Source organism: Nonomuraea sp. AD125B, assembly GCF_041402765.1.
Lineage (GTDB): Bacteria > Actinomycetota > Actinomycetes > Streptosporangiales > Streptosporangiaceae > Nonomuraea > Nonomuraea bangladeshensis.
On sequence record NZ_JBGLOU010000015.1, the window covers coordinates 124,067 to 145,086 of the forward strand.

Below are 21,020 nucleotides of genomic sequence, written 5' to 3' on the forward strand. Positions count from 1 at the left end.
AGTTCAGAGATGGTTGCCATGAATCATTGTAACGAATACAGTGTTCCGCCATCGGGGGAGGGAGCCGATGGAGGGACGAGTCAGTGATGATCTCGCTGCGGGATGTGCCCGACGTCGACGGGCTCACGCGTCATCGGAACCCGGATGGCCGCCTCGATGTCGCTCGCGCGCTCGAAGATCCCCGTGATCCGGTCCGGCTTGATGGGCGCGAACGGCCGCAAGGGGGCGGCGGGCTTGAGTGGTTCGCTGGGGTGTATCGCACCCCATGGCCGAATTGTTACACCGCCGAAACATCCGTTTCTGCATAATCATAATAATTAATTAACCCCGGACGTGTCCCTACGCGTGCGTGTTGAAGGACCACCATGAAACGAAGCTTTGTTACCCTCCTCGGGGCTGTGGGAGCGACCACGCTCGCGCTCACCGGCTGCGGCGCGACGGGCGATGGCGACGGCGGCGCGGCGTCGGGCGACGGCGGCGTGACGTACGCGCTGGCCGCCGACCCGGGTCAGCTCAACCCGATCAAGAACGCGACGGTGGCGGCCCAGAGCCTCGCCGCGTTCGGCTACGAGTCTCTCGTGTCCTTCGCCGCCGGCGCCGAGCCCCAGGGGTTGCTCGCCGAGAAGTGGGAGGAGTCGGCCACCAAGGTCAGCTTCACCCTCAAGGAGGGGGTCACCTGCGTCGACGGTTCCCCGTTGACCGCGAGCGACGTCAAGGCCAGCTTCGACTACGCGGGGCTCAAGGAGACCGGGTCCCCGTTCCGTGGGGTGTACTTCCCCGCCACCGGGCTGAAGATCGACGCCGATGACGCGACCCGCACTGTCACGTTCCAGAGCGAGAACGCGCAGAGCTTCCTGTTCGCCACGATCGGCCTTATGCCGGTCGTGTGCAAGGCCGGCTCGGCCGACCCGGGGCGGCTGGACAAGGAGTGGCTCGGCACCGGCCCGTACAAGCTGGCCGAGTCGTCGCCCGGCCAGAGCTACAAGCTCACGCTCCGCCCCGAGTACGCCTGGGGCGCCGGCGGCGTGACCGGCAAGACGGAGGGCCTGCCCTCGTCCGTGACGGTCCAGGTCGTGGAGAACGAGTCGACGGTCGCCAACATGCTCCAGTCGGGCGAGGTGGACCTCGGGCTCGTCGCCGGCGACGACCGGCAGCGGCTCGACTCGGCCGGGTTGCAGAAGATCGACGTGCCGGCCCGCCCGGGTCTGGTGTTCTTCAACCAGGCCAAGGGGCGCGCGACCAACGACCTCGCCGTGCGCCAGGCGATCGCGGGCGCGATCGACCGCGACGCGGTCGGCAAGGTGACGACGGGCGGCCGTGGCACGCCGATGAAGAGCCTGACGACGTCGTACAGCAACGTCTGCAAGACGACCGACATCACCCCGGCGCTCACGGCGTTCGACAAGACGGCCGCGGCGGCCAAGCTGGACGAGGCCGGCTGGGCGAAGGGCGCGAACGGCACCAGGGAGAAGGACGGCAAGGAGCTCGCGCTCATCCTGCTTTATCCCGCTAACTCCGATAAGTCGGTGGTGTCGGGCATCGAGCTCATCCAGCAGCAGCTCGCCGAGATCGGCGTGAAGGCCACCCCGACGCCGTCGCCGTCGTACACCGACGTCATCTTCCAGGGCGGCGACTGGGACCTGGTGTGGGCGCCCATCTCGACGACCCTGCCGAGCACCTGGCAGGGCATCCTCTCGGGCGACTTCCCCCCGAAGGGCGGCAACTGGACGTACAACACCAACAAGGAGTTCTTCGACCTGGCGGCGAAGGCGCAGAGCCAGGCCGGGGAGCAGAGCTGCGAGGGCTGGCAGGCCGCGCAGAGCTCGCTGGTCAAGGACCTGGAGCTGCTGCCGCTGTACGAGGCGACCGAGACCGTCTACGGCAACGGCGTCACGTTCAGCCTGAACTCGAACACCCTCGTGGTGCCCACCAGCCTGCGCGTGTCGAAGTAGCCTGATGGCACGCTCGAAATCCGTCACCGGTGGCCGCCACGGCGGCAACCGGTGGCTCGGCTTCCTGCTCCGGCGCACCGGGCGCATGCTCGTCGCGATGTGGATGATCGTCACGGTCGCGTTCCTCGTGCTGCGGATGGCCGGGGGCGATCCCGTGCGGTCCGCGCTCGGCGCGACCGCCGCCGAGAGCGTGGTGCAGGCCCGGCGGGAGCAGCTGGGCCTCGACGATCCCCTCATCGTCCAGTATTTCGACTACCTCACGGGGCTGTTCCGCGGCGACCTCGGCGTCTCGATCATCACGGGCCGCTCCGTGACGGAGCTCGTCTCGCACCGGCTGCCGGCGACGGTCGAGCTGGCCGGCATCGCCTTCCTCGTGGTGCTGCTCGTCGCCGTGCCCGTGGGGCTGGGCGTCGCGATCATCACCCAGCACAGCGGGCGGCGCGGCGCCGAGACGGTGTTCACCGGGGTCACGGCGTTCATCGCGGCCATCCCCGAATACCTGCTGGGCGTCGTCCTCGTCATCGTCTTCGCCGTCACGCTGCACGCGTTCCCCGTCGCCGGGCGGACGGGAGCGGCGTCGTACGTGCTGCCGGTGATAGCCCTGTCCGTGTCGGCGGCGGCGTCCATCTCGCGCATCGCCCGCATCGAGGCGCTCAACACGCTCAAGGACGACTACGTGCGCACGGCCCGCTCCAAGCGGCTGCCGGCCTGGATGGTCTACTTCCGGCACGCGCTGCCGAACATGCTCACCGCGACGCTCACGATCGGCGGCACGCTGCTCGGGACGATGATGGCGGGCAGCGTGCTGGTCGAGCAGGTGTTCAACTGGCCGGGCCTCGGCACGGCGTTCGTGGGGGCCATCACCACGAAGGACTACGGCATCGTCCAGGGTCTCGCGCTCGTGTACGCCGCGATGATCCTCGTCGTCAACCTGCTCGTCGACCTCGTGCTCTCCGTGCTTGACCGGCGTACCTCGCTCCTGGAGACCTCATGACGACCCGCCGCTCCGGACTGTCCGGGCAGCCGATGGCGATCATCGCCCTGTGCATGCTCGGGGTGCTCGTCCTGCTCGCGGTGCTCGCCCCGGTCCTGTGGGGCGAGGCGGCCGTGAAGGCGAATCCCGACGCCATCGCGCTGCCCCCGTCCGCCGAGCACCTGCTCGGCACCGACAAGCTCGGCCGGGACATCCTCCTGCGCACCCTCGTGGCCTCGCGGCTCTCGCTGGTGATGGCCGTCGCGGCGACGCTCATGGGCCTGTGCGCCGGCCTGCTGCTCGGGGCCGTGCCCGCGGTGCTCGGGGCGCGCGCCCAGCGGTGGTTCGCCGGCGTGATCAACACCTGGCTCGCGTTCCCCGTGCTCCTGGTGGCCATGCTCACGGTGATCCTCCTCGGCACGGGGGCGACGACGGCGGTGATCGCCCTCGCGCTCACCATGACGCCGTCGTTCGCGCGGCTCGCGCAGACGCTCTCCTCGCGGGTCGGCGGTTCGGAGTACCTGGCCGCCGCGCGCATGCTCGGCGTCTCCCGGAGGCGCCAGTTCACGCGGTACGTGCTCCCGAACATCGCCGAGCCCGTCATCGTCAACGTGACCTCCTCGATCGGCGGCGGCCTGCTCGCGCTGTCCAGCCTGAGCTTCCTCGGCGTCGGCGTGCAGCCGCCGGACTTCGACTGGGGCCGCCTGCTCAGCGAGGGGTTCGGCCAGGTCTACAACTCGCCCGTGGCCGCCATCGGCCCCGGGGTCGCCGTGGTCTTCGCGGGGCTCGCGTTCAGCATGCTCGGCGAGTCGCTCGCCGGGCAGCTGCGCAACCGGGAGAACAGGAAGGCGCTGCCCCCTCGCCGGCTCGGCCCGGCGCCGGTCGCCGCGGGGCAGGCGGAGACGTCCCAGCAGGGGGCCGCCCCGCTCCTGGAGGTCGACGGGCTGTCGGTGTCCTTCCCCGGTCCGGACGGCTGGATCCGTCCCGTCCAGGACGTTTCTTTCAGCATTCATCCGGGCGAGATCGTGGGCGTCGTCGGGGAGTCCGGCAGCGGCAAGAGCGTCACCATGATGTCGGTCGCGCAGCTCGCCCCCGCGGGCGCCGCCGTGACTGCCCGCCGGCTCCGGTTCGACGGCGACGACCTGACCGGCCTCACCCAGGCCGAGGCCGGCAAGCTGCTCGGGACCCGGGTGGGCGTGGTGTTCCAGGACTCGCTCACGGCGCTCAACCCCGCGCTGCGCGTGGGCACGCAGCTCGCCGAGGTCCCGCGCGTCCACCTCGACGCCGGCCGCAAGCAGGCGCAGGCGCAGGCGGTGCGGGCGCTCGACGACGTACGGATCCCCGAGGCCGGGCGCCGCGCCCAGCAGTTCCCGCACGAGTTCTCCGGAGGGATGCGCCAGCGCGCGCTCATCGCGATGGCGCAGATCGGCTCGCCGTCGCTCATCATCGCCGACGAGCCCACCACGGCGCTCGACGTGACCGTGCAGCGTCGCGTGCTCGCGCTGCTGCGCAACAAGTGCGCCGAGTCCGGCGCGGCCGCCGTCGTCGTGTCGCACGACGTCGCCGTCCTGGCCGAGCTGTGCGGGCGCATTCTGGTGATGTACGCGGGCCGGGTCGTCGAGGACGTCGACATCGCGCTCCTGCCGACCCCGGAGCGGCTCGCGCACCCCTACACGAGGGCGCTCGTGGCCTCGCTTCCCGACCTCGACACCGACCGCGGCGAGCCGCTGGTGACGATCCCCGGCGAGCCGCCCGACCTGTCCCAGCCCATCACGGGGTGCGCCTTCGCGGCCCGCTGCGCGTTCGCGACCAGCCGCTGCGAGAGCGAGACGCCCGTGCTGGCGTCGCACCGCCACGGCGGCCGGGTCGCGTGCTGGCATCCCCAGGACGGCACCGCCGGGCACGAGGAGGGAGGAGCCTGATGGCCGAGCTCGTCATCGAGGACCTGGTCGTGACCTTCGGGCGCGGCCGGCAGACCTTCAACGCCGTGGACGGGGTCTCGCTGACCGTCCCGCACGGCACGATCGTGGGGCTGGTCGGGGAGTCCGGGTCTGGCAAGTCCACCGTCGCGCGTACGGTGGCCGGCCTGCAACGGGCGACCTCGGGACGCGTCACGCTCGACGGCGACGACCTGCTGCGTACGCGCGGCGTCGACCGCCGCCGGAGGGCGCGGGACGTACAGATGATCTTCCAGGACCCCTACTCGTCGCTCAACCCGCGGATGACGGTCGGCGAGACGATCGAGGAGGCCCTGACGACGCACCGCGACCTCGACGCGAAGCAGCGCGCCGCGTCCGTGCGCGAGCTGCTGGACCTCGTACGGCTGAAGCCGGCGGTCGCCGACCAGTACCCGTCGCGGATCTCGGGCGGCATGCGGCAGCGGGTGGCCATCGCCCGCTGCCTCGCGGTGCGCCCGCGGCTCATCGTCGCCGACGAGATCACCTCGGCGCTCGACGCCTCGGTCCAGGGCGCGGTGCTCAACCTCATCCGTGACCTGCAGCGCGAGCTCGAACTGTCGATGATCTTCATCACCCACAACCTCGCGGCCGTCCGCTACATCGCCGACACCACGGCAGTGATGAGCCGCGGACGCGTGGTCGAGTACGGCGACGCCGAGGAGATCGTGGCGAACCCGCGCGAGCCCTACACGCGGTCACTCGTGTCGGCGATCCCGCGCATCGAGAACGCCGGCGCCGACCGCCTGCTGCGATTCGCCGAATTCCCCGAAGCCGAATTCCCCGAAGAGGAAGGTGTGGCCTGATGCGCGAGGAAGCCCGGCGGATCCTGCCCGAGCTGGTCCGCCTGCGCCGCGAGATCCACGCCGACCCCGAGCTCGGGCTGCGGCTGCCCAGGACCCAGCAGCGGGTCGTCGCCGCGCTCCAGGGGCTCGACCTGGAGATCACGCTCGGGAAGGAGCTGGACTCGGTCGTGGCGGTGCTGCGGGGCGGCCGTCCCGGGCCGGTCGTGCTGCTGCGCGCCGACATGGACGCGCTGCCCATGCGCGAGCAGACCGACGTGCCCTACCGGGCGCGTGGCGAGGCCATGCACGCGTGCGGGCACGACCTGCACGTGGCCGGGCTCGTCGGCGCCGCGATGCTCCTGCACGGGCGGCGGGAGGAGCTCGCCGGGGACGTCGTGTTCATGTTCCAGCCCGGTGAGGAGGTCGCGGACGGGGCCGCTCGCATGATCGCCGAGGGGGTGTTCGACGCGGCAGGCGAGCGCCCGGTCGCGGCCTACGGCATCCACGTGGTGCCGGGCGAGTACGGCGTCTTCTCCACGCGCCCGGGGCCGCTCATGGCGGGATGCGCCGAGCTGGACGTCGTCGTACGGGGGAAAGGCGGCCACGCCTCCGCCCCGCACCTCACGATCGACCCCGTGCCCGCGCTCGCCGAGCTGGTCCAGGCGTTGCAGACGTTCGTGACGCGCCGGTTCGACGTCTTCGACCCCGTGGTGCTCACCACGACGCAGCTGAACGCGGGCGGCGCGGCCAGGAACATCATCTCCGACGAGGCCGGGCTGGGCGCGACGATCAGGATGTTGTCCGAGGCCGCGCTCGACCAGTTGCAGGCGGGGCTGCCCGAGCTGGTCAAGGGCGTCGCCGCCGCCCACGGGTGCGCGGCCGACGTCGACCTCCGCGTGCTGTGCCCGCCGACCGTCAACGACCCGGCGCTCGCGGCCGGCGCGCTGGCCACGCTGTCGGCGGCCTTCGGCGACGAACGGGTCCGCGTCTCGCCCGCTCCCGTCATGGGGTCGGAGGACTTCAGCCACGTTCTACGCGAGGTGCCCGGGGTCTTCGTCTTCCTGCGGGCGACGCCGCGCGACGTCGATCACGAGACGGCCGCGCCGAACCACTCGCCGCACGTCGTCTTCGACGACGCCGTGCTCGCGGACCAGGCCGTCGCGCTCGCGTCGCTGGCGGCCGGGCACCTCGGCTGAGGCTGAGGCACCCGGCCGCGGCACGGCGTCAGGAGGGATCGACCGGCTTGTGGTCGGTCGCGCGGGCGTAGAAGGCCGCGAGGTCGGCCTTCATCCGCGCCACCACGACCTCGTCCACGAACGTCATGTGACCCGACTCGTAGAACCGGAACTCGACGTTCTCCCGCAGGTGCGGGGCGAGGTAGAGCTTGGCGATGTCCACCTCGGCCCCGAAGAACGGGGTCGCGAGGTCGTAGACGCCGCCCATCACCGCGACCCGCAGGCCGGGGTTGCGGCGCAGCGCCGCCGACAGGTCGAGGCTCACGACGGGCACCGGCATCGGCTCGTCGATGCCGGGTGCCTTGTGGTGCCAGTCCCAGGCGCGCGAGATCACCATGTTGTAGAGGTGGCGGTAGTGCAGCTCGCTGGTCCAGCCGAGGTCGCCGGCGAGGTGCTCCCTGAACGCCGACAGGTGCGCGCTGTTCACGCCGGCGGTCGCCGCGTCGTTGGTGGCGGGGTCGTGCGAGCCGGTGCCGACGACGTACTGGTGGTCGGCCACGAAGCGGGTGTCGAAGCGGCCGACGACCTGTCCCTTGTCGGCGAGGAGGGCGTCGCGGAACGGCTCCATGCCGATCCGGAAGCGGCTGCGGCGCACGAGGTCGGCGTCGAGGCCGGTGAACGCGCTGAACCGCTCGGCGACCGCCTGCTCGCGGTCGGCGGGCAGCCGGTCGCCGAGCTGGAGCGCGGTGGCGTACTCGCCCTGGGCGAACTCGCGCGCCTGCTCCAGCAGGTCGTCGAGGCCGGCCGCGGCGACGCGGGAGCGGCCGTGGTACCACGCGGTCGCGGCCATCGACGGCAGCAGGTTGATGTGCTCCTGGTCGAGGCCGAGGTGGTTCTCCGCCCAGTTGAGCATCGTGGAGAGCAGGACGACGCCGTTGAAGTCGAGCCCCTGGTTCTGCAGCCGGTGCACGAGCGCGGCGGCCCGGGTCGTCCCGTACGACTCCCCGAACAGGAAGCGGGGGGCGTTCCAGTTGTTCGTGAGGGTGAGGTAGCGGGTGATCGCCCGGGCGAACATGTCCACGTCCTGGTCGACGCCCCAGACCTCGGCGGCCGGGGTGTCGCCGATCAGCCGCGAGTAGCCGGTGCCGGGGGCGTCGAGGAAGACGAGGTCGCTGAACTCGAGCAGGCTGTGCGGGTTGTCGCCCACGGTGTAAGGAGGGGGCGGGGTCGCGGACGGCGTCGCGGTCGGGGTGCGCTTCGGCCCGAACCCGCCGATGTTCAGCCACAGGCTGGCCGAGCCGGGACCGCCGTTGAACAGGAAGGTGACCGGCCGCCTCGGGCCGCCTTCCTGGTGGGGGGCGGAGTACGCGACGTAGAACATGCTCGTCTTCGGGCGCCCGTGGTCGTCACGGACCAGGACGGTTCCCGCGGCCGCGGTGTAGTCGAGCGTGCGCTCGCCGAATCGGATCTGGTGCCGGGTCTCGACGCGCTCCTCCGCGCCGATCTCGGTTCCGGGATCGCTCATCCTGCTCCCATCGGTCTATACGATTTCAATCATTGACTCCCGCAACCGGGGCCTCATATGATCCTAAATCATTATAAACATTTGTGCGATAGTTTCCTCGCGAGGATCAAGAGATGCCCCAGCGCCACACAAGCCGGCACTCCGCGCTGATCGGTGACGCGCCGATCGCGTTCACGGCGGAGGCGGAATGCCTGCCGCTGGCCGACGAGTCCGGGCGCACACTCGGTGACGCGTGGACGTTCGCGTACGTCAAGGACGCGGCCCCGGAGGATCGCCCGGTTCTCTTCCTCTTCAACGGCGGGCCGGGGTGCTCCTCCCTCTGGCTGCACCTCGGCGGCCTCGGCCCCTGGCGCGCGGCGGTGCCCCGCGAGCTCGACGCCGCGCCCGTCGCGAAGGACACGCTGGAGCCGAGCCCCGACACCCTCCTCGCCGTCGCCGACCTGGTGTTCGTCGACCCGATCGAGACCGGGTTCGGGCGGCTCGCCGACGGCGTCGAACCCGCCGCCATCTCGGGCGCGGGACGGGACGCCGCGCTCACCGCGCAGCTCGTACGGTCGTGGCTGGAGCGCCACGACCGCCTCGAATCGCCCGTCTACCTGCTGGGCGAGAGCTACGGCACGATCCGGGCCGCGCTCACCGCGACGGACCTCCTCACCGCCGACGAGCCGGTCGCGGTCGCCGGCGTCGCCATGCTCGGCCAGTGCCTGAACGCGCAGGAGACCACGCAGCGGCCCGGCAACCCCGTCGGCTTCGTCGCCGCGCTCCCGCTGCTCGCCGCCACCGCGTGGTACCACGGCAAGGGCGCCCACGCCGCGCTCGACCTGGACGAGGTGGTGCGGCAGGCGCACGCCTTCGCCGTGCGCGAGTACGCCTCGGCGCTGCTCACCGGGGAGATGCCGGACGCGCTCGTCGAGAGGCTGGCGGGCTTCACCGGCCTCGGCGTCGGGGAACTGCGGGCGCGTCGGCTGCGCGTCGACAAGGAGGAGTTCCGCACGCTGCTCCTGGCCGACCGCGGGCTCGTCCTCGGGCTGACCGACGCCCGCTACACCCTGCCGGCTCCGCCCCCCGGCGCGGTCGAGCCCCGGGTCGACGCCACGTCCGTGCGGCTCGACCCCGTCTTCTACGCGGCCGCCCGCCGGCTGTTCGCCGAGCACCTGGGCATCCCCCGCGAGTGCCGCTACCGCGTGGCCCGCCCCGCGCACGAACGCTGGAACTACCTGGAGGACGCCGCCGCCCTGCGGTTCGGCGGCAGCACGATGCCCTCGCCCTTCGCGCTGTTCGACTACCCGGCGCATCTGGCCGCGCTGCTGCGGGCCAACGCCCGCGCGCGCCTGTTCTTCGGCACCGGGCACTTCGACACCCTGACGACCGTCGGCTCGCTCGAACACCTGCTCGCGCAGTACGGCCTTCCGGCCGGGCGCGTGAGCGAGAGCCGCTATCCGGCGGGACACATGATGTACACCGACCCCGGGAGCCTGACCAAGCTCTCGGACGACCTCGGCGCCTTCGTGCGCGGGGGCGACGGCAGCGAAGGGAAGTGAGCATGGCGGAGGTCGCATTCGTCGGCGGACGGGTGGTGACCGGCACCGGCCGCATCGTCGACCGCGGCACGGTCCTGGTGCGGAACGGGGTGATCGAGCGGGTGGACGACGATCCGTACGTGCCCGAAGGCGTCCCCGTCGTCGAGGCGGACGGGCGCTGGGTGCTCCCCGGGTTCGTGGACGCGCACACCCACATCGGCGCCCACGAGGACGGCGAAGGGGCGGCGGGAGCGGACGCCAGCGAGGTCAGCGCGCCCGACATGTCCGCCGTGCGGGCCATCGACGCGATCAACATCGACGACCGCGCCTTCCGCGACGCGCTCGCCGGCGGCGTCACCACCGTGGTGGTGAAGCCCGGTTCGGGCAACCCGATCGGCGGGACGAGCGTGGCCATGAAGACCTGGGGCGGCCGGACCGTGGACGAGCAGGTCGTCAGGCACCCGGTCGGCATGAAGTCGGCGCTGGGCGAGAACCCCAAGAACTCCTACGGGGAACGCGGCCAGCTGCCGCGCACCCGGCTCGGCGTCGCGCTCGTCATCCGCCGCGCGCTCGTCGCGGCCGGCGAGTACGCCGCCCGCCGGGCCGCCGCCCAGGAGAAGGGCGAGTTCTTCGCCCGCGACCTCGGCCAGGAGGCGCTGGCCGCCGCGCTGGCGGGCGACCTCGTGTGGGACCAGCACGTCCATCGGCACGACGACATCGCGACCGCGCTGCGGATCGCCGACGAGTTCGGCCTCCGCCTCGTGCTCAACCACGGCACCGAGGCCCACCGGCTCGCCGATGTGCTGGCCGAGCGCGACGTGCCGGTCATCTTCGGCCCCGTGCTCTGCACCCGGGGCAAGGTCGAGACCCGCGAGGCGTCCGTAAACAACCTCGTCACGCTGACCCGGGCCGGCGTGCGCACCGCGATCTGCACCGACCACCCGGTGGTGCCGGTCGACGCCCTCGTCATCCAGGCGGCCGTGGCCAGGAGAGCCGGCTTGACCTGGGACGAGGCCATCGCGGCGATCAGCTCTTCGGCGGCCGGGATCGCCGGGCTCGGCGAGCGGGTCGGCGCCCTGGAGCCCGGCCGCGACGGTGACGTGGTGGTGTGGAGCGGCGACCCGCTCGAACTCGGCTCGTCCGTCGAACGCGTGCACATCTCGGGACGCGAGGTCTACCGCGCCGAGGGCGGCGTGCGGGTCGTGGCGGATCGGTGGGGCCGGTGAGCGCGCTGACGCCGGAGTCGCTGCGCGCCGACGCCGCCGAGATCGCCGCGGACCTCGTCGCGCTCCGGCGCCGGCTGCACCGCGAACCCGAGGTGGGCTTCGACCTGCCGCGCACCCAGGCGGCGATCGTCGAGGCGCTCAAGCCGCTCGACCTGGAGATCCGCCTGGGCGAGCGCCTCAGCAGCGTGACCGCCGTGCTGCGCGGCGGCCGTCCCGGCCCGTCGGTGCTGCTGCGGGCGGACATGGACGCGCTCGCGATCCACGAGGAGACCGGGCTGGAGTTCGCCTCCCGGAACGGCGCGATGCACGCCTGCGGCCACGATCTGCACGTCGCGGGTCTCGTCGGCGCGGCGCGGCTGCTCGCGGCGCGCCGGTCCGAGCTGCGCGGGTCCGTCGTCCTCATGTTCCAGCCGGGAGAGGAGGCGGGCGGGGGCGCGCCCCTGATGATCGAGGAGGGCGTCCTCGACGCCGCCGGGCAGCGCGTCGAGGCCGCGTACGGCATCCACGTCTTCCCCGGCACGCCCGGCACGTTCTCCACCCGCCCGGCCGCGCTCATGGCCGGCGCGAACGTGCTGCGCGTACGGGTGACCGGCCGCGGCGGGCACGGCTCGCGCCCGCACGAGGCGGTGGACCCGGTGCCGGTGCTCGCGGAGATCGTGCTGGCGTTCCAGACGTACGTGACCCGGCGGGTCCCCGTGTTCGACCCGGTCGTCATCTCGGTGGCCAAGCTCTCGGCCGGCGACGTGCTGAACGTGATCCCGGAACGGGCGGAGCTCGCCGGAACGGTACGCACGATGTCGAAGGCGTCGTCGGAACGGCTGGCCGTGGAGCTGCCCGCGCTCGCGTCGCGGATCGCGGAGGGCCACGGCTGCCGGGCCGAGACGGAGTTCGAGGTCGTGTACCCCGTCACGGTCAACGACGCGGAGTGCGCGGAAGGCGCACTGAGCACGCTGGCCACGGCCTTCGGGGACGAGCGCGCGCAGCGGCTCGAATCGCCCGTGATGGCGTCGGAGGACTTCTCGTTCGTGCTCGACGAGGTGCCGGGAGCCTTCGTGTTCCTGGGGGCGACCCCCGCCCACATCGACCCGGAGCGGGCCGAGATGAACCACTCGCCCCGCGCCGAGTTCGACGACGGCGTGCTCGCCGACCAGGCCGTGGCGCTCGCCGCGCTGGCACTGCGCCACGTAGGGGGCTGAGCCCGCGCCCCGGGGAGACCGGGGCGCCGGGGTCAGGACCGCCGCAGCAGCTCCGCGGCCAGGGCGAGGAAGCGGTCGTTCTCCTCGGCCGTGCCGACGGTGACGCGCAGCCCGTCCGTGCCGTACGCCCGCAGGATCACCCCGCGCTCCTCGAACGCGGTGAACATGGCGGGACCGTCCGGCATGGGCATGAACACGAAGTTGGCCTGGCTGGGCACGGCGGGGACGCCCAGGCGGGCCAGCTCGCCGGTCAGCCTGGCGCGCTCCTCGACGACGTGCGCGACGCGCTGCTTGAGCTCGACGTCGGCCTCCGGGGTCAGCGAGGCGAGGGCGCCGGCCTGGGCCAGGGTGGAGACCGAGAAGCCGACGATCGACTTCCTGATCAGGTCGGCCGTCTCCGGCCTGGTCACGCAGTAGCCCACGCGCAGCCCGGCGAGCCCGTACGCCTTGGAGAAGGTGCGCAGCACGGCGACGTTGGGCCGCTCGGCGACGAGGTCGAGGCCGCACGGCGCGTCCGGGTCGGTGACGAAGTCCCAGTAGGCCTCGTCCAGCACCACCAGCACGTCGTCGGGCAGCGCGTCCAGCAGCCGGTTCAGCTCGGCGCGGGACACCACGGTGCCGGTCGGGTTGTTCGGGTTGCAGACCACGACCATCCGGGTCCGGTCGGTCGCCGCGGCCGCCATCGCGGGCAGGTCGTGGGTGTGGCGGCCGTCGAGCGGCACGGTGACCCCGGTGGCCCCCGCGACCGTGGTGACGATCGGGTAGCTCTCGAAGGCCCGCCACGCGTAGAGGATCTCGTCGCCGGGACCGGCGATCACCGAGGCCAGCACCTGGAGCAGCGCGCCCGAGCCGTTGTCCACGACCACCTGCGAGGGATCCACGCCGTGCCGGGCCGCCAGCGCCTCGGTCAGGTCCAGGCGGTGGAAGTCGGGGTAGCGGTTCAGCGTCGTGGCGGCCCGCGCGATGGCGTCCAGCACGGACGGCAGGGGCCCGAACGGCATCTCGTTGGAAGAGAGCTTGACCTTGGGACGGCCGGCCGTGGGAGCCCTGCCCGGCTTGTAGGCGACCAACGTGTCGATGGCGGCACGGTGCTTGACGGTCATCTCACTCCTCCTGTGCGCAATAATCAGGTAAATCTATATAATGGTTTCAGCCTTCGCACAACATGCAGAGGGCCGGCGCCCTTCCGGCGCCGGCCCTCCTTCCAGGTTTCGGGGTCAGCGGTCGTCGCGCTCCAGCCCACGGTGGCGCAGCGCCGTCTCCTCGGCACTGCGCTGGTCGCCCCGGATGACCGCTTCGGCCAGGTCCACGTGCACCTGCAGCCGGTCGGCCGAGCCGACGCGGAAGTCCTCGGCGGTGATCGCGGAGGACAGGTCGCCGGTGATGTAGTCGACCAGCCGGATGTACATGGTGCGCAGCAGCACGTTGGGCGAGATCATGGCGAGCCTGCGGTGCAGGTCCCAGACGCAGCGCTGGGCCTCGGCCGGGTCCGGCCAGGACCGCCGCAGCTGCTCGACCAGCTCGGTCAGCTCGCTGATGTCCTGCTCGGTGCGATGGGCGGCCGCGTCGAGCGCCACCTCCTGGTCGAGCACGTCCAGGACGGCCAGGCAGTGCTTGGCCGACGCGCCGTCGGCGCCGAGTTGCAGCATGTCGTGGCCGAGCCGCACCAGAGGCGACTGCTCGGCGACGAAGAGGCCGCCGCCGGGCCCCGGCCGCACGTCAAGGACGCCGCGCAGCCGCAGCACGCGGATCGCCTCGGCCAGCGTGGCGGGCGCGACCCCGAACTGCTGGCGCAGCTCGTCCTTGGTGCCCAGGCGGTGGCCCGGGGCGAGGTGGTTGCGGCGGATCGCGTTCTCGAGGCGCTCCACCAGCGTCTCGGCGATCGACGATCGCGCATCGCTGCGATCGAAGGCCACCTGGGTGACCTTGTCTGCGTTGGGCATTCCGGCTTCCCTCTGGACGGCGACCTGTCAACTGTAGATCTTCCGCCGCGCCTGTGGAGTCTCGTCACGCGTCCTGGATCCATGAGAACCATACAAATGGTTGACACTATCCTCCAACTGCCATAACCATATACATGGTTTACCTGATCTAAGGAGCTTCATGGACATGACGGGCGGCGAGGCTCTCGCCCGCTCGCTGGTGGCCAATGGCGTCAGCCAGATATTCGGCATCCCCGGCGTGCAACTCGATCACGCGGCCGACGCGCTTTACCACGCGAGCGATGACATCGCCTTCACCTGTGTGCGCAACGAGCAGGCCGCCACGTACATGGCCGACGGCTACGCCCGCTCCACGGGCCGGCCCGGCGTCGCGATGGTCGTGCCGGGGCCGGGCATGCTCAACGGCCTGGCCGGCCTCGCCACCGCGTACGCCTGCTCGTCCCCGATGCTCTACCTCAGCGGCCAGATCGACTCGGCGGCGATCGGCAGAGGGCTCGGCGCGCTGCACGAGATCCCCGACCAGAGCGGCATCCTGCGCACCCTCACCAAGTGGAACGGCTTCGCCGCGCGTCCCGGGGACATCCCGGGCCTGGTCCACCGCGCCTTCGCCGAGATGCGTTCCGGGCGGCCCCGCCCGGTCGCCCTGGAGATCCCGCCGGACGTGCTCGCCGCGCGGGCCGACGTGCGGATTCCCGGCGCCGCCGAGGCCGCGCCCGTCGTGCCGGACCACAAGGCCATCGACGGCGTCGCCGAGCTGCTCCGCGGCTCCCGCCGGCCGCTCATCTACGCGGGCGGCGGCGTGATCGCCGCCGGCGCCTCGGAGGAGCTGCGCGAGCTGGCGGAGATCCTGCAGGCGCCGGTCGTGGTGAGCGAGAACGGCCGCGGCGCCATCTCCGCCCGGCATCCGCTCGCGTTCGACGCGCTCGCGTTCCGGCGGCTGCGCGAGGACGCCGACGTGGTGCTCGCGGTCGGCACCCGGTTCGTGACCGCGTTCAGCTCCCAGGTGAACACGGCGGGGGCCCGGCTGGTCCTGATCAACGCCGAGGCCGCCGACCTCGGCGAGCCCCGCACCCCCGACCTCGCCGTCCACGGCGACGCCCGGCTGGCCCTCGCGGCGCTCGCCGAGGAGCTGCGCGGGGTGGAGCGCGAGTCCCGTACGGCCGAGTTCGCGGCGGCGCGGGAGTGGCTGGAGGAGCAGTACGCCGACATCGAGCCGCAGCGGGCCTACCTGCGGGCGATCCGCGCCGCGCTGCCGGACGACGGCGTGCTGGTCAGCGAGCTGACCCAGGTCGGCTACGCGGCCAACGCCTGCTATCCGACCTATCAGCCGCGTACGTACCTGACGCCCGGCTACCAGGGCACGCTCGGGTACGGCTTCGCCACCGCGCTCGGCGTCAAGGCGGCCGACCCCGCCCGGCCGGTCGTCTCCATCACCGGCGACGGCGGCTTCTCCTGGACGCTCCAGGAGCTCTCCACCGCCAAGAAGTACGGCCTGGCCACGGTGACGGTGGTCTTCCACGACGGCTTCTTCGGCAACGTCCGGCGGATCCAGCGCAACCGCTTCGGCGCCCGCTACTTCGCCAGCGACCTGGTCAACCCCGACTACGCCAAGCTCGCCGACGCCTTCGGCGTGGCCGCCGCCCGGGCGAACGGCCCCGAGGAGCTGGAGACGGTGCTGAAGGAGGCGCTGGCCGCCGGTGAGCCGGTGCTCGTGGAGGCGCCCGTCGGCGAGTTCCCCGGACCCTGGCACCTGATCCACGAGGGCGTGCCGCGTCCCGTACCGCAGGAGCAGCCATGATCGAACGCACCGACCTGCTGATCGGCGGCGAGTGGCTGGCCGCGCGCGGCGACGCCCGGCCGATCGAGGTGACCGACCCGGCCACCGGCCAGGTGGCGGGACGGGTGCCGGTCGCCTCGGCCGAGGACGTCGACGCCGCGGTCAGGGCCGCCGCGGCGGCGTTCCCCGCCTGGTCCCAGGTCCCCTGGACGGAGCGGATCGCCCTGGTCGAGCGGATCAGGGCCGGCGTCGAGGAGCGGCGGGAGGAGCTGGCCGGGCTGCTCACGCTCCAGATGGGGACCCCGATCACGTTCGCCAGGCAGGCGCAGCTCGGCGTCGCGCTGGCCGACCTCGACGAGATCGTCAAGGCCGGCCGCGCGTACGCGGCCGAGGAGGTCGTCGGCGGCGCTCTCGTGCTGCGCGAGCCGGCCGGCGTGGTCGCCGCGATCACGCCGTGGAACTTCCCGCTGCACCAGATCGCGCTCAAGGTGGGCGCGGCCCTGGTGGCGGGCTGCACGGTGGTGCTGAAGCCGAGCGAGCTGACCCCGCTGGACGCCTACGTCTTCGCCGAGATCGTGCAGGCGGCGGGCGCGCCCGCCGGCGTGTTCAACCTGGTGCCGGGCGACGGGCCCGGCACCGGCGAGGCGCTGGTCACCCATCCCCTGGTGGACGTGGTGACCCTCACCGGGTCCGTACGGGCGGGAGCACGGGTGGCCGAGCTGGCCGCCCCCACGATCAAGAAGGTCACCCTGGAGCTCGGCGGCAAGTCGGCCGGCATCGTGCTCGACGACGCCGACCTCCAGTCCGTGATTCCGCAGGCGGTCGGCGGGTGCTTCGCGAACGCGGGGCAGATCTGCGCCGCGCTGACCCGGCTGCTCGTCCCCGCGCACCTGCTCGGCGAGGTCGAGCGGCTGGCGATCGAGGCGGCGTCCGGATGGGTGCCCGGACCGCCGTCCGACCCCGCGACCAGGCTCGGCCCGCAGGCGTCGCGGCGGCAGCAGGGGATCGTCCAGGACTACATCCGCGCCGGCCGCGCGGAAGGCGCGCGGCTCATCGCGGGCGGCGAGGAGGCGGAGGGGCCGGGCGCGTACGTCACCCCGACGATCTTCTCGGACGTGCGCCCGGAGATGACGATCGCCCGCGAGGAGATCTTCGGCCCCGTCCTGTCGATCATGAGCTACGCCACGGAGGACGAGGCGGTCGCCATCGCCAACGACTCCGACTACGGCCTGTCGGGCGGCGTGTGGTCGAGCGACCCGGCGCGGGCCCTGGCGGTGGCCCGCCGCCTGCGTACGGGGATGGTGAGCATCAACGGCGCGGGGCTCAACGTCGCGGCGCCCTTCGGCGGCTACAAGCGCTCGGGCATCGGCCGGGAAGGCGGCCGCTACGGCATCGAGGAGTTCCTGGAGACCAAGACGGTGGTCGGCCTGCCCGGAGGATGAGCTCGTGCTGCCAGGGTGCCGCCGGCCTGAGATACTGGAGGCACCATGTCTGTCGCACGAGCTGTTCCCCGCCGCCGCTCGGCCGTCGACGCCGTCGCCTCCGAGATCGAGGACGGCATCGTCGAGGGGCGGCTCCGCGTGGGCAGCCGGCTCGGCACGCGCACCGAGCTGGCCGGCAAATACGGCGTGGCGCCGGCGACCGTCGCCGAGGCGGTGCGCGTCCTTGAGGCCAAGGGCCTGATCACGACGCGCACCGGCCCCCAGGGCGGCGTCTTCGTCGCCCAGCCCACGGCGCAGGCCGTGATCGGCAACGGGTTCCTCAACCTCCAGGACGTGACGAGCACCGCGATCGACTGCGTCCGCGTGATCGACGCCCTGGAGCCCGCCGTCGCGCAGGCGGCGGCGGAGCACCGTTCGGAGGCCGACGTCGAAGACCTCGGCCGGCTGCTCGACGAGCTGCGGGCGACCTGGAGCGACCGGGTGGCCGGGCTGCGCGCCAATTGGCGGCTGCATCGCCGGATCGCGGAGATCGTCCCCAACCCGGTGCTGAAGACGGTCTATTTGAGCCTGCTGGCCTACGTCGAGTCGCACGACGACTTCTACGTCGCCGACGACGGCATCCCGCCCAACTCCCGGGTCCGGCTGGAGATCCACGAGGAGCTGGTCGGGGCCATCGTCTCGGGCGACCGGACCGCCACGGCGGAGGCCGTCCGGCGTCACCAGACCGTCTACGACGACTTCCTGGTCGTCGAGGCCCCGTGAGCTGAGACCGCCTCGTCGATCGCGGCGAGGTCGAGTCCTGCCAGGCCCCGTTCCGGGTCGACCCGGACGACGACGCCGCCCGGGTCGTCGGGCAGCGGGGTCAGGTCCACCACCGGGTCGTCGATCCACACCCAGGGCCGGTCGCCGGCGTACTGCCGGATGGCGGCCAGCTTGTCGAACTGCACCGGCAGATAGGGCCACGGCGTGGCGGGCAGCCCGAGCACGCCGGCCAGCGCGACGTGCGCGTTCGGCCCCCACTCCGAGGCCCACACGACGCTGTAGCGGCTCGCGAGGTGGGCGACGGCCTCGCGGGTGCCCTCGGGCACCCGCAGGTCGCGCGTCCACTTCCCGCGCGCGGAGAGACGCACCAGCCGGGCGGGGACGCGCGCCTCGCCTTCGAGGACGACGACGCCGTCCACGCCGAGCACGGCCAGCGGCGCGTCGGGGGCGACGGCCGCCGGCGTGTACTTCGCCAGCAGCGAGCTAGGCATCGACGAGCCCCTCCGCCACCGCTTCCTCCTCGTCGAGGAAGAAGTTGCCGCCGGTGATGGTGACCACCTCGTCGGCGGGGTCGCGGATCACGCCGATCGGGTCCTGACCGGCGGCGACGGCGCGGACCTGCTTGGCCATCAGCCGGCGCAGCATCGCCACGCCCTGGTCGGTGGTGGTGAGGTGGTCCTCGGAGTGCAGCGAGATCGGCCCCTGGCTCTTCTGCGCCTCGTAGTCGCCGGGCATGCGCCGGTGCTCCTCCTCGGTGAGCTCGGCCCACCGCTTGCCGCCGAAGGTGGAGCGGAGCTTGCCCAGGAAGTCGGGGTCCTCGTGGACCGCGAGGGTGAAGATGCGGAACGTGGTGTCGTCCTCGGGCACCACCCACCCGATGAGGTTGGTCTGGCCGGGCGTGAGCCGGGGGCTGGGCACGACGCGCAGGTTGGGGAACATGACCTCGGTCCGCCGGCGCAGCGCCCTCCTGCCGTCGAGCACCCTGATCTGGGTGGAGCTGACCCCGACCGGGGTGTACTCGAACGTGACCTCGGGGATCACGCCCATCTCCGGGGTGAACTGCTCACCGCTGAACCGGGCGTGCAGGATCGGCACGTGGAACGGGTCCATCACGTTCTCCCAGTGCTGCAGCCAGTTGAAGTCCAGCACCTCCGGCCCGCCGCCGCCCACGCCCGCGTCGTTGACGATGAGGTGCCGGCCCTCGGGGACGTCCTCGAAGACGTCGTAACGCGGCAGGACGGGCTTCTTGTCCGCGGGGCCCATGTAGGCCCACACCAGCCCGTACCGCTCCTGCACGGGGTACCAGGGCTGACGGACCTTGTCGCGGTGGCGGCCGAGGTCGGGCTCGCACGGCTGCTCCAGGCAGTGGCCCTGCGGGTCGAAGAGCCAGCCGTGGTAGCAGCAGCGGATGCCGTCCTCCTCCACGCCGCCGTAGTAGAGCGAGGCGCCGCGGTGGATGCAGCGCGGGTGCAGCAGGGAGGGCACGCCGCGGCCGGTGCGGAAGAGGATGAGCTCCTCGCCCAGCACCTTGACCCGGCGCGGGGTGGTGGTGACCTTCTCCGCCTTCGAGATCGGGTGCCAGTAGCGGCGCAGCACCTCGCCGAAGGGGGTGCCGGGGCCGACCTGGGCGAGATCGTTCAGCGGGCCGCCGAGTCTCAGCCCGTACGCGGTTCCCGTGTCGCCGGCGGGGGTCGTCAGCGCATCAGACGTCATCGCATCAGACATCGAGTTCCAGCTCCTCTGTCAGGGCCCGCGAGACGCAGACCAGCATCGTTTCGTTCGCCTGCTTCTCGGCGTCGGTGAGGATCGAGTCGCGGTGCTCGACCGCGCCGCTCAGCACGGGCAGCTCGCAGGTGCCGCAGACGCCCTCGCGGCAGGAGGACGGGACCTCGACGCCGGCGGTCGCGAGGGCGTCGAGGATCGACTGCTCGGGCTCGACCGTGACGGCCCGCTGCGAGCGCGCGCACCGCACCACGAAGGCTCCCTGGCGCTTCGGCGCGCTCAGCGTCCTGGCCTGGAAGCGCTCGACCCTGACCTCGCGCCCGAGGTCGCGGGCGTGCCGCTCCACCTCGGTCAGCATGCGTTCGGGGCCGCAGCAGTAGACCGCAGCCGACGGGTCCGCGCTCGCCACGGCGTCACGCAGGTCGAGGCGCTGTCCCTCGTCCGAGAGGCACAGCCGGACGGTCCCGGTGCCGCCGCCGAGCTCGTCGCGGAACGGGACGGACCGGCGCGAACGCGCGGCGAGGTGCAGGACCCAGGGCCTTCCCTCGGCGGTGGCCCGCCGCATCATCGGCAGCAGCGGGGTGACGCCGATGCCGCCCGCCAGGAAGACGTAGCGGGGGGCGTCGACGAAGGGGAAGGTGCTGCGCGGCGCGCTCACCTTGAGCAGCTCGCCGATCCGCAGCCGCTCGTGCACGTGCTTCGAGCCGCCGCGGCCGTCCTGCTGAAGGGCGACGGTGATCCGGTAGGCCGAGCCGTCGTCGGGGTCGCCGCTGAGCGAGTACTGCCGGACCAGGCCCGGCGCCAGCTCGACGTCGAGGTGCGCGCCCGGCGTCCAGGCGGGCAGAGCCGCGCCGTCGTCCGCGCCCAGCACGACGGAGACGATCCCGGCCGCCTCCCAGTGCAGGGTCACGACGCGAAGCGTCAGGTACGGCGCCTCGGCCCGGGTGGCTGGCGGCCGGTCGAGTTGCGTCGCGGTCATCAAAGCGGCTCCCCTCCTGCAAGTAGCGAGAGACGATACTGCATATTAAACATGTTTAATAGATTCCATAGAGGTGCGAAATCGTATA

Annotated in this window: 17 protein-coding genes; 11 read left to right on the top strand and 6 right to left on the bottom strand. The window is 72.3% G+C overall.

Annotated elements, in window-relative coordinates:
* Nucleotides 1-398: 398 nt before the first annotated feature.
* From ACBR40_RS34575 to ACBR40_RS34595, 5 genes are read left to right on the top strand one after another with little or no spacing between them, the layout of a single operon-like run.
* Nucleotides 399-1,952 carry an ABC transporter substrate-binding protein gene (locus ACBR40_RS34575; RefSeq protein WP_344208116.1) on the top strand — a complete coding sequence of 518 codons (1,554 nt, stop codon included), beginning with the start codon at nt 399-401 and terminating at the stop codon, nt 1,950-1,952.
* 4 nt (nt 1,953-1,956) lie between these two features.
* Nucleotides 1,957-2,946: an ABC transporter permease gene (locus ACBR40_RS34580; RefSeq protein ID WP_344208115.1), complete on the top strand. Its 990-nt coding sequence runs from the start codon at nt 1,957-1,959 to the stop codon at nt 2,944-2,946.
* The gene (locus tag ACBR40_RS34585; RefSeq protein WP_371251448.1) at nt 2,943-4,847 is read left to right on the top strand and encodes a dipeptide/oligopeptide/nickel ABC transporter permease/ATP-binding protein; all 1,905 of its coding nucleotides are present in this window, start codon (nt 2,943-2,945) and stop codon (nt 4,845-4,847) included. Before ACBR40_RS34580 ends, ACBR40_RS34585 begins: the two co-directional genes overlap by 4 nt.
* Nucleotides 4,847-5,686 carry an ATP-binding cassette domain-containing protein gene (locus ACBR40_RS34590; RefSeq protein WP_371251449.1) on the top strand — a complete coding sequence of 280 codons (840 nt, stop codon included), beginning with the start codon at nt 4,847-4,849 and terminating at the stop codon, nt 5,684-5,686. Before ACBR40_RS34585 ends, ACBR40_RS34590 begins: the two co-directional genes overlap by 1 nt.
* A complete protein-coding gene (locus tag ACBR40_RS34595; RefSeq protein WP_371251450.1) occupies nt 5,686-6,861 on the top strand; it encodes a M20 family metallopeptidase in 1,176 nt (391 codons plus the stop codon). Before ACBR40_RS34590 ends, ACBR40_RS34595 begins: the two co-directional genes overlap by 1 nt.
* 28 nt (nt 6,862-6,889) lie before the next feature.
* On the opposite strand, the gene ACBR40_RS34600 is transcribed toward ACBR40_RS34595, so the two are convergent.
* Nucleotides 6,890-8,365, bottom strand: coding sequence for a S10 family peptidase (locus ACBR40_RS34600; protein ID WP_371251451.1), 1,476 nt, complete (start codon nt 8,363-8,365; stop codon nt 6,890-6,892).
* A gap of 113 nt (nt 8,366-8,478) precedes the next feature.
* Between ACBR40_RS34600 and ACBR40_RS34605 the strand changes: the two genes are divergently transcribed.
* From ACBR40_RS34605 to ACBR40_RS34615, 3 genes are read left to right on the top strand one after another with little or no spacing between them, the layout of a single operon-like run.
* Nucleotides 8,479-9,906 carry a hypothetical protein gene (locus tag ACBR40_RS34605; RefSeq protein ID WP_371251452.1) on the top strand — a complete coding sequence of 476 codons (1,428 nt, stop codon included), beginning with the start codon at nt 8,479-8,481 and terminating at the stop codon, nt 9,904-9,906.
* 2 nt (nt 9,907-9,908) lie between these two features.
* The gene (locus ACBR40_RS34610; RefSeq protein WP_371251453.1) at nt 9,909-11,111 is read left to right on the top strand and encodes an amidohydrolase family protein; all 1,203 of its coding nucleotides are present in this window, start codon (nt 9,909-9,911) and stop codon (nt 11,109-11,111) included.
* The gene (locus ACBR40_RS34615; protein WP_371251454.1) at nt 11,108-12,307 is read left to right on the top strand and encodes a M20 family metallopeptidase; all 1,200 of its coding nucleotides are present in this window, start codon (nt 11,108-11,110) and stop codon (nt 12,305-12,307) included. Before ACBR40_RS34610 ends, ACBR40_RS34615 begins: the two co-directional genes overlap by 4 nt.
* A 32-nt stretch (nt 12,308-12,339) precedes the next feature.
* Here ACBR40_RS34615 and hisC read toward each other — a convergent pair whose 3' ends face one another.
* Both hisC and ACBR40_RS34625 read right to left on the bottom strand, forming a co-directional pair.
* The gene (hisC, locus tag ACBR40_RS34620; protein WP_371251455.1) at nt 12,340-13,410 is read right to left on the bottom strand and encodes a histidinol-phosphate transaminase; all 1,071 of its coding nucleotides are present in this window, start codon (nt 13,408-13,410) and stop codon (nt 12,340-12,342) included.
* Nucleotides 13,411-13,524: 114 nt separating this feature from the next.
* Entirely contained in the window at nt 13,525-14,250 is a 726-nt protein-coding gene (locus tag ACBR40_RS34625; RefSeq protein WP_371251456.1) for a FadR/GntR family transcriptional regulator, read from the bottom strand.
* A 160-nt stretch (nt 14,251-14,410) separates the two neighbouring features.
* Here ACBR40_RS34625 and ACBR40_RS34630 point away from each other — a divergent pair, with 160 nt between their 5' ends.
* Genes ACBR40_RS34630 through ACBR40_RS34640 form a run of 3 tightly spaced genes read left to right on the top strand, consistent with a single transcriptional unit; the run spans nt 14,411 to nt 18,231 of the window.
* Nucleotides 14,411-16,048: a thiamine pyrophosphate-dependent enzyme gene (locus ACBR40_RS34630; protein ID WP_371251457.1), complete on the top strand. Its 1,638-nt coding sequence runs from the start codon at nt 14,411-14,413 to the stop codon at nt 16,046-16,048.
* Nucleotides 16,045-17,469 (top strand): aldehyde dehydrogenase family protein, encoded by a 1,425-nt coding sequence (locus ACBR40_RS34635; RefSeq protein ID WP_371251458.1) that lies wholly within the window; start codon nt 16,045-16,047, stop codon nt 17,467-17,469. Before ACBR40_RS34630 ends, ACBR40_RS34635 begins: the two co-directional genes overlap by 4 nt.
* Before the next feature lie 45 nt (nt 17,470-17,514).
* Nucleotides 17,515-18,231, top strand: a complete 717-nt coding sequence (locus ACBR40_RS34640) for an FCD domain-containing protein (RefSeq protein WP_344208103.1) — start codon at nt 17,515-17,517, stop codon at nt 18,229-18,231.
* Here the strand turns inward: ACBR40_RS34640 and ACBR40_RS34645 are convergent.
* The 3 genes from ACBR40_RS34645 to ACBR40_RS34655 are packed head-to-tail and all read right to left on the bottom strand — an operon-like array spanning nt 18,198 to nt 20,932.
* A complete protein-coding gene (locus ACBR40_RS34645; protein ID WP_371251459.1) occupies nt 18,198-18,722 on the bottom strand; it encodes a hypothetical protein in 525 nt (174 codons plus the stop codon). The two genes, ACBR40_RS34640 and ACBR40_RS34645, sit on opposite strands and share 34 nt — an antisense overlap.
* Nucleotides 18,715-19,956 (bottom strand): Rieske 2Fe-2S domain-containing protein, encoded by a 1,242-nt coding sequence (locus ACBR40_RS34650; protein ID WP_371251460.1) that lies wholly within the window; start codon nt 19,954-19,956, stop codon nt 18,715-18,717. The genes ACBR40_RS34645 and ACBR40_RS34650 overlap by 8 nt, the downstream gene beginning before the upstream one ends.
* Nucleotides 19,949-20,932, bottom strand: coding sequence for a 2Fe-2S iron-sulfur cluster-binding protein (locus ACBR40_RS34655; RefSeq protein WP_371251461.1), 984 nt, complete (start codon nt 20,930-20,932; stop codon nt 19,949-19,951). The genes ACBR40_RS34650 and ACBR40_RS34655 overlap by 8 nt, the downstream gene beginning before the upstream one ends.
* Between the last annotated feature and the right edge of the window lie 88 nt (nt 20,933-21,020).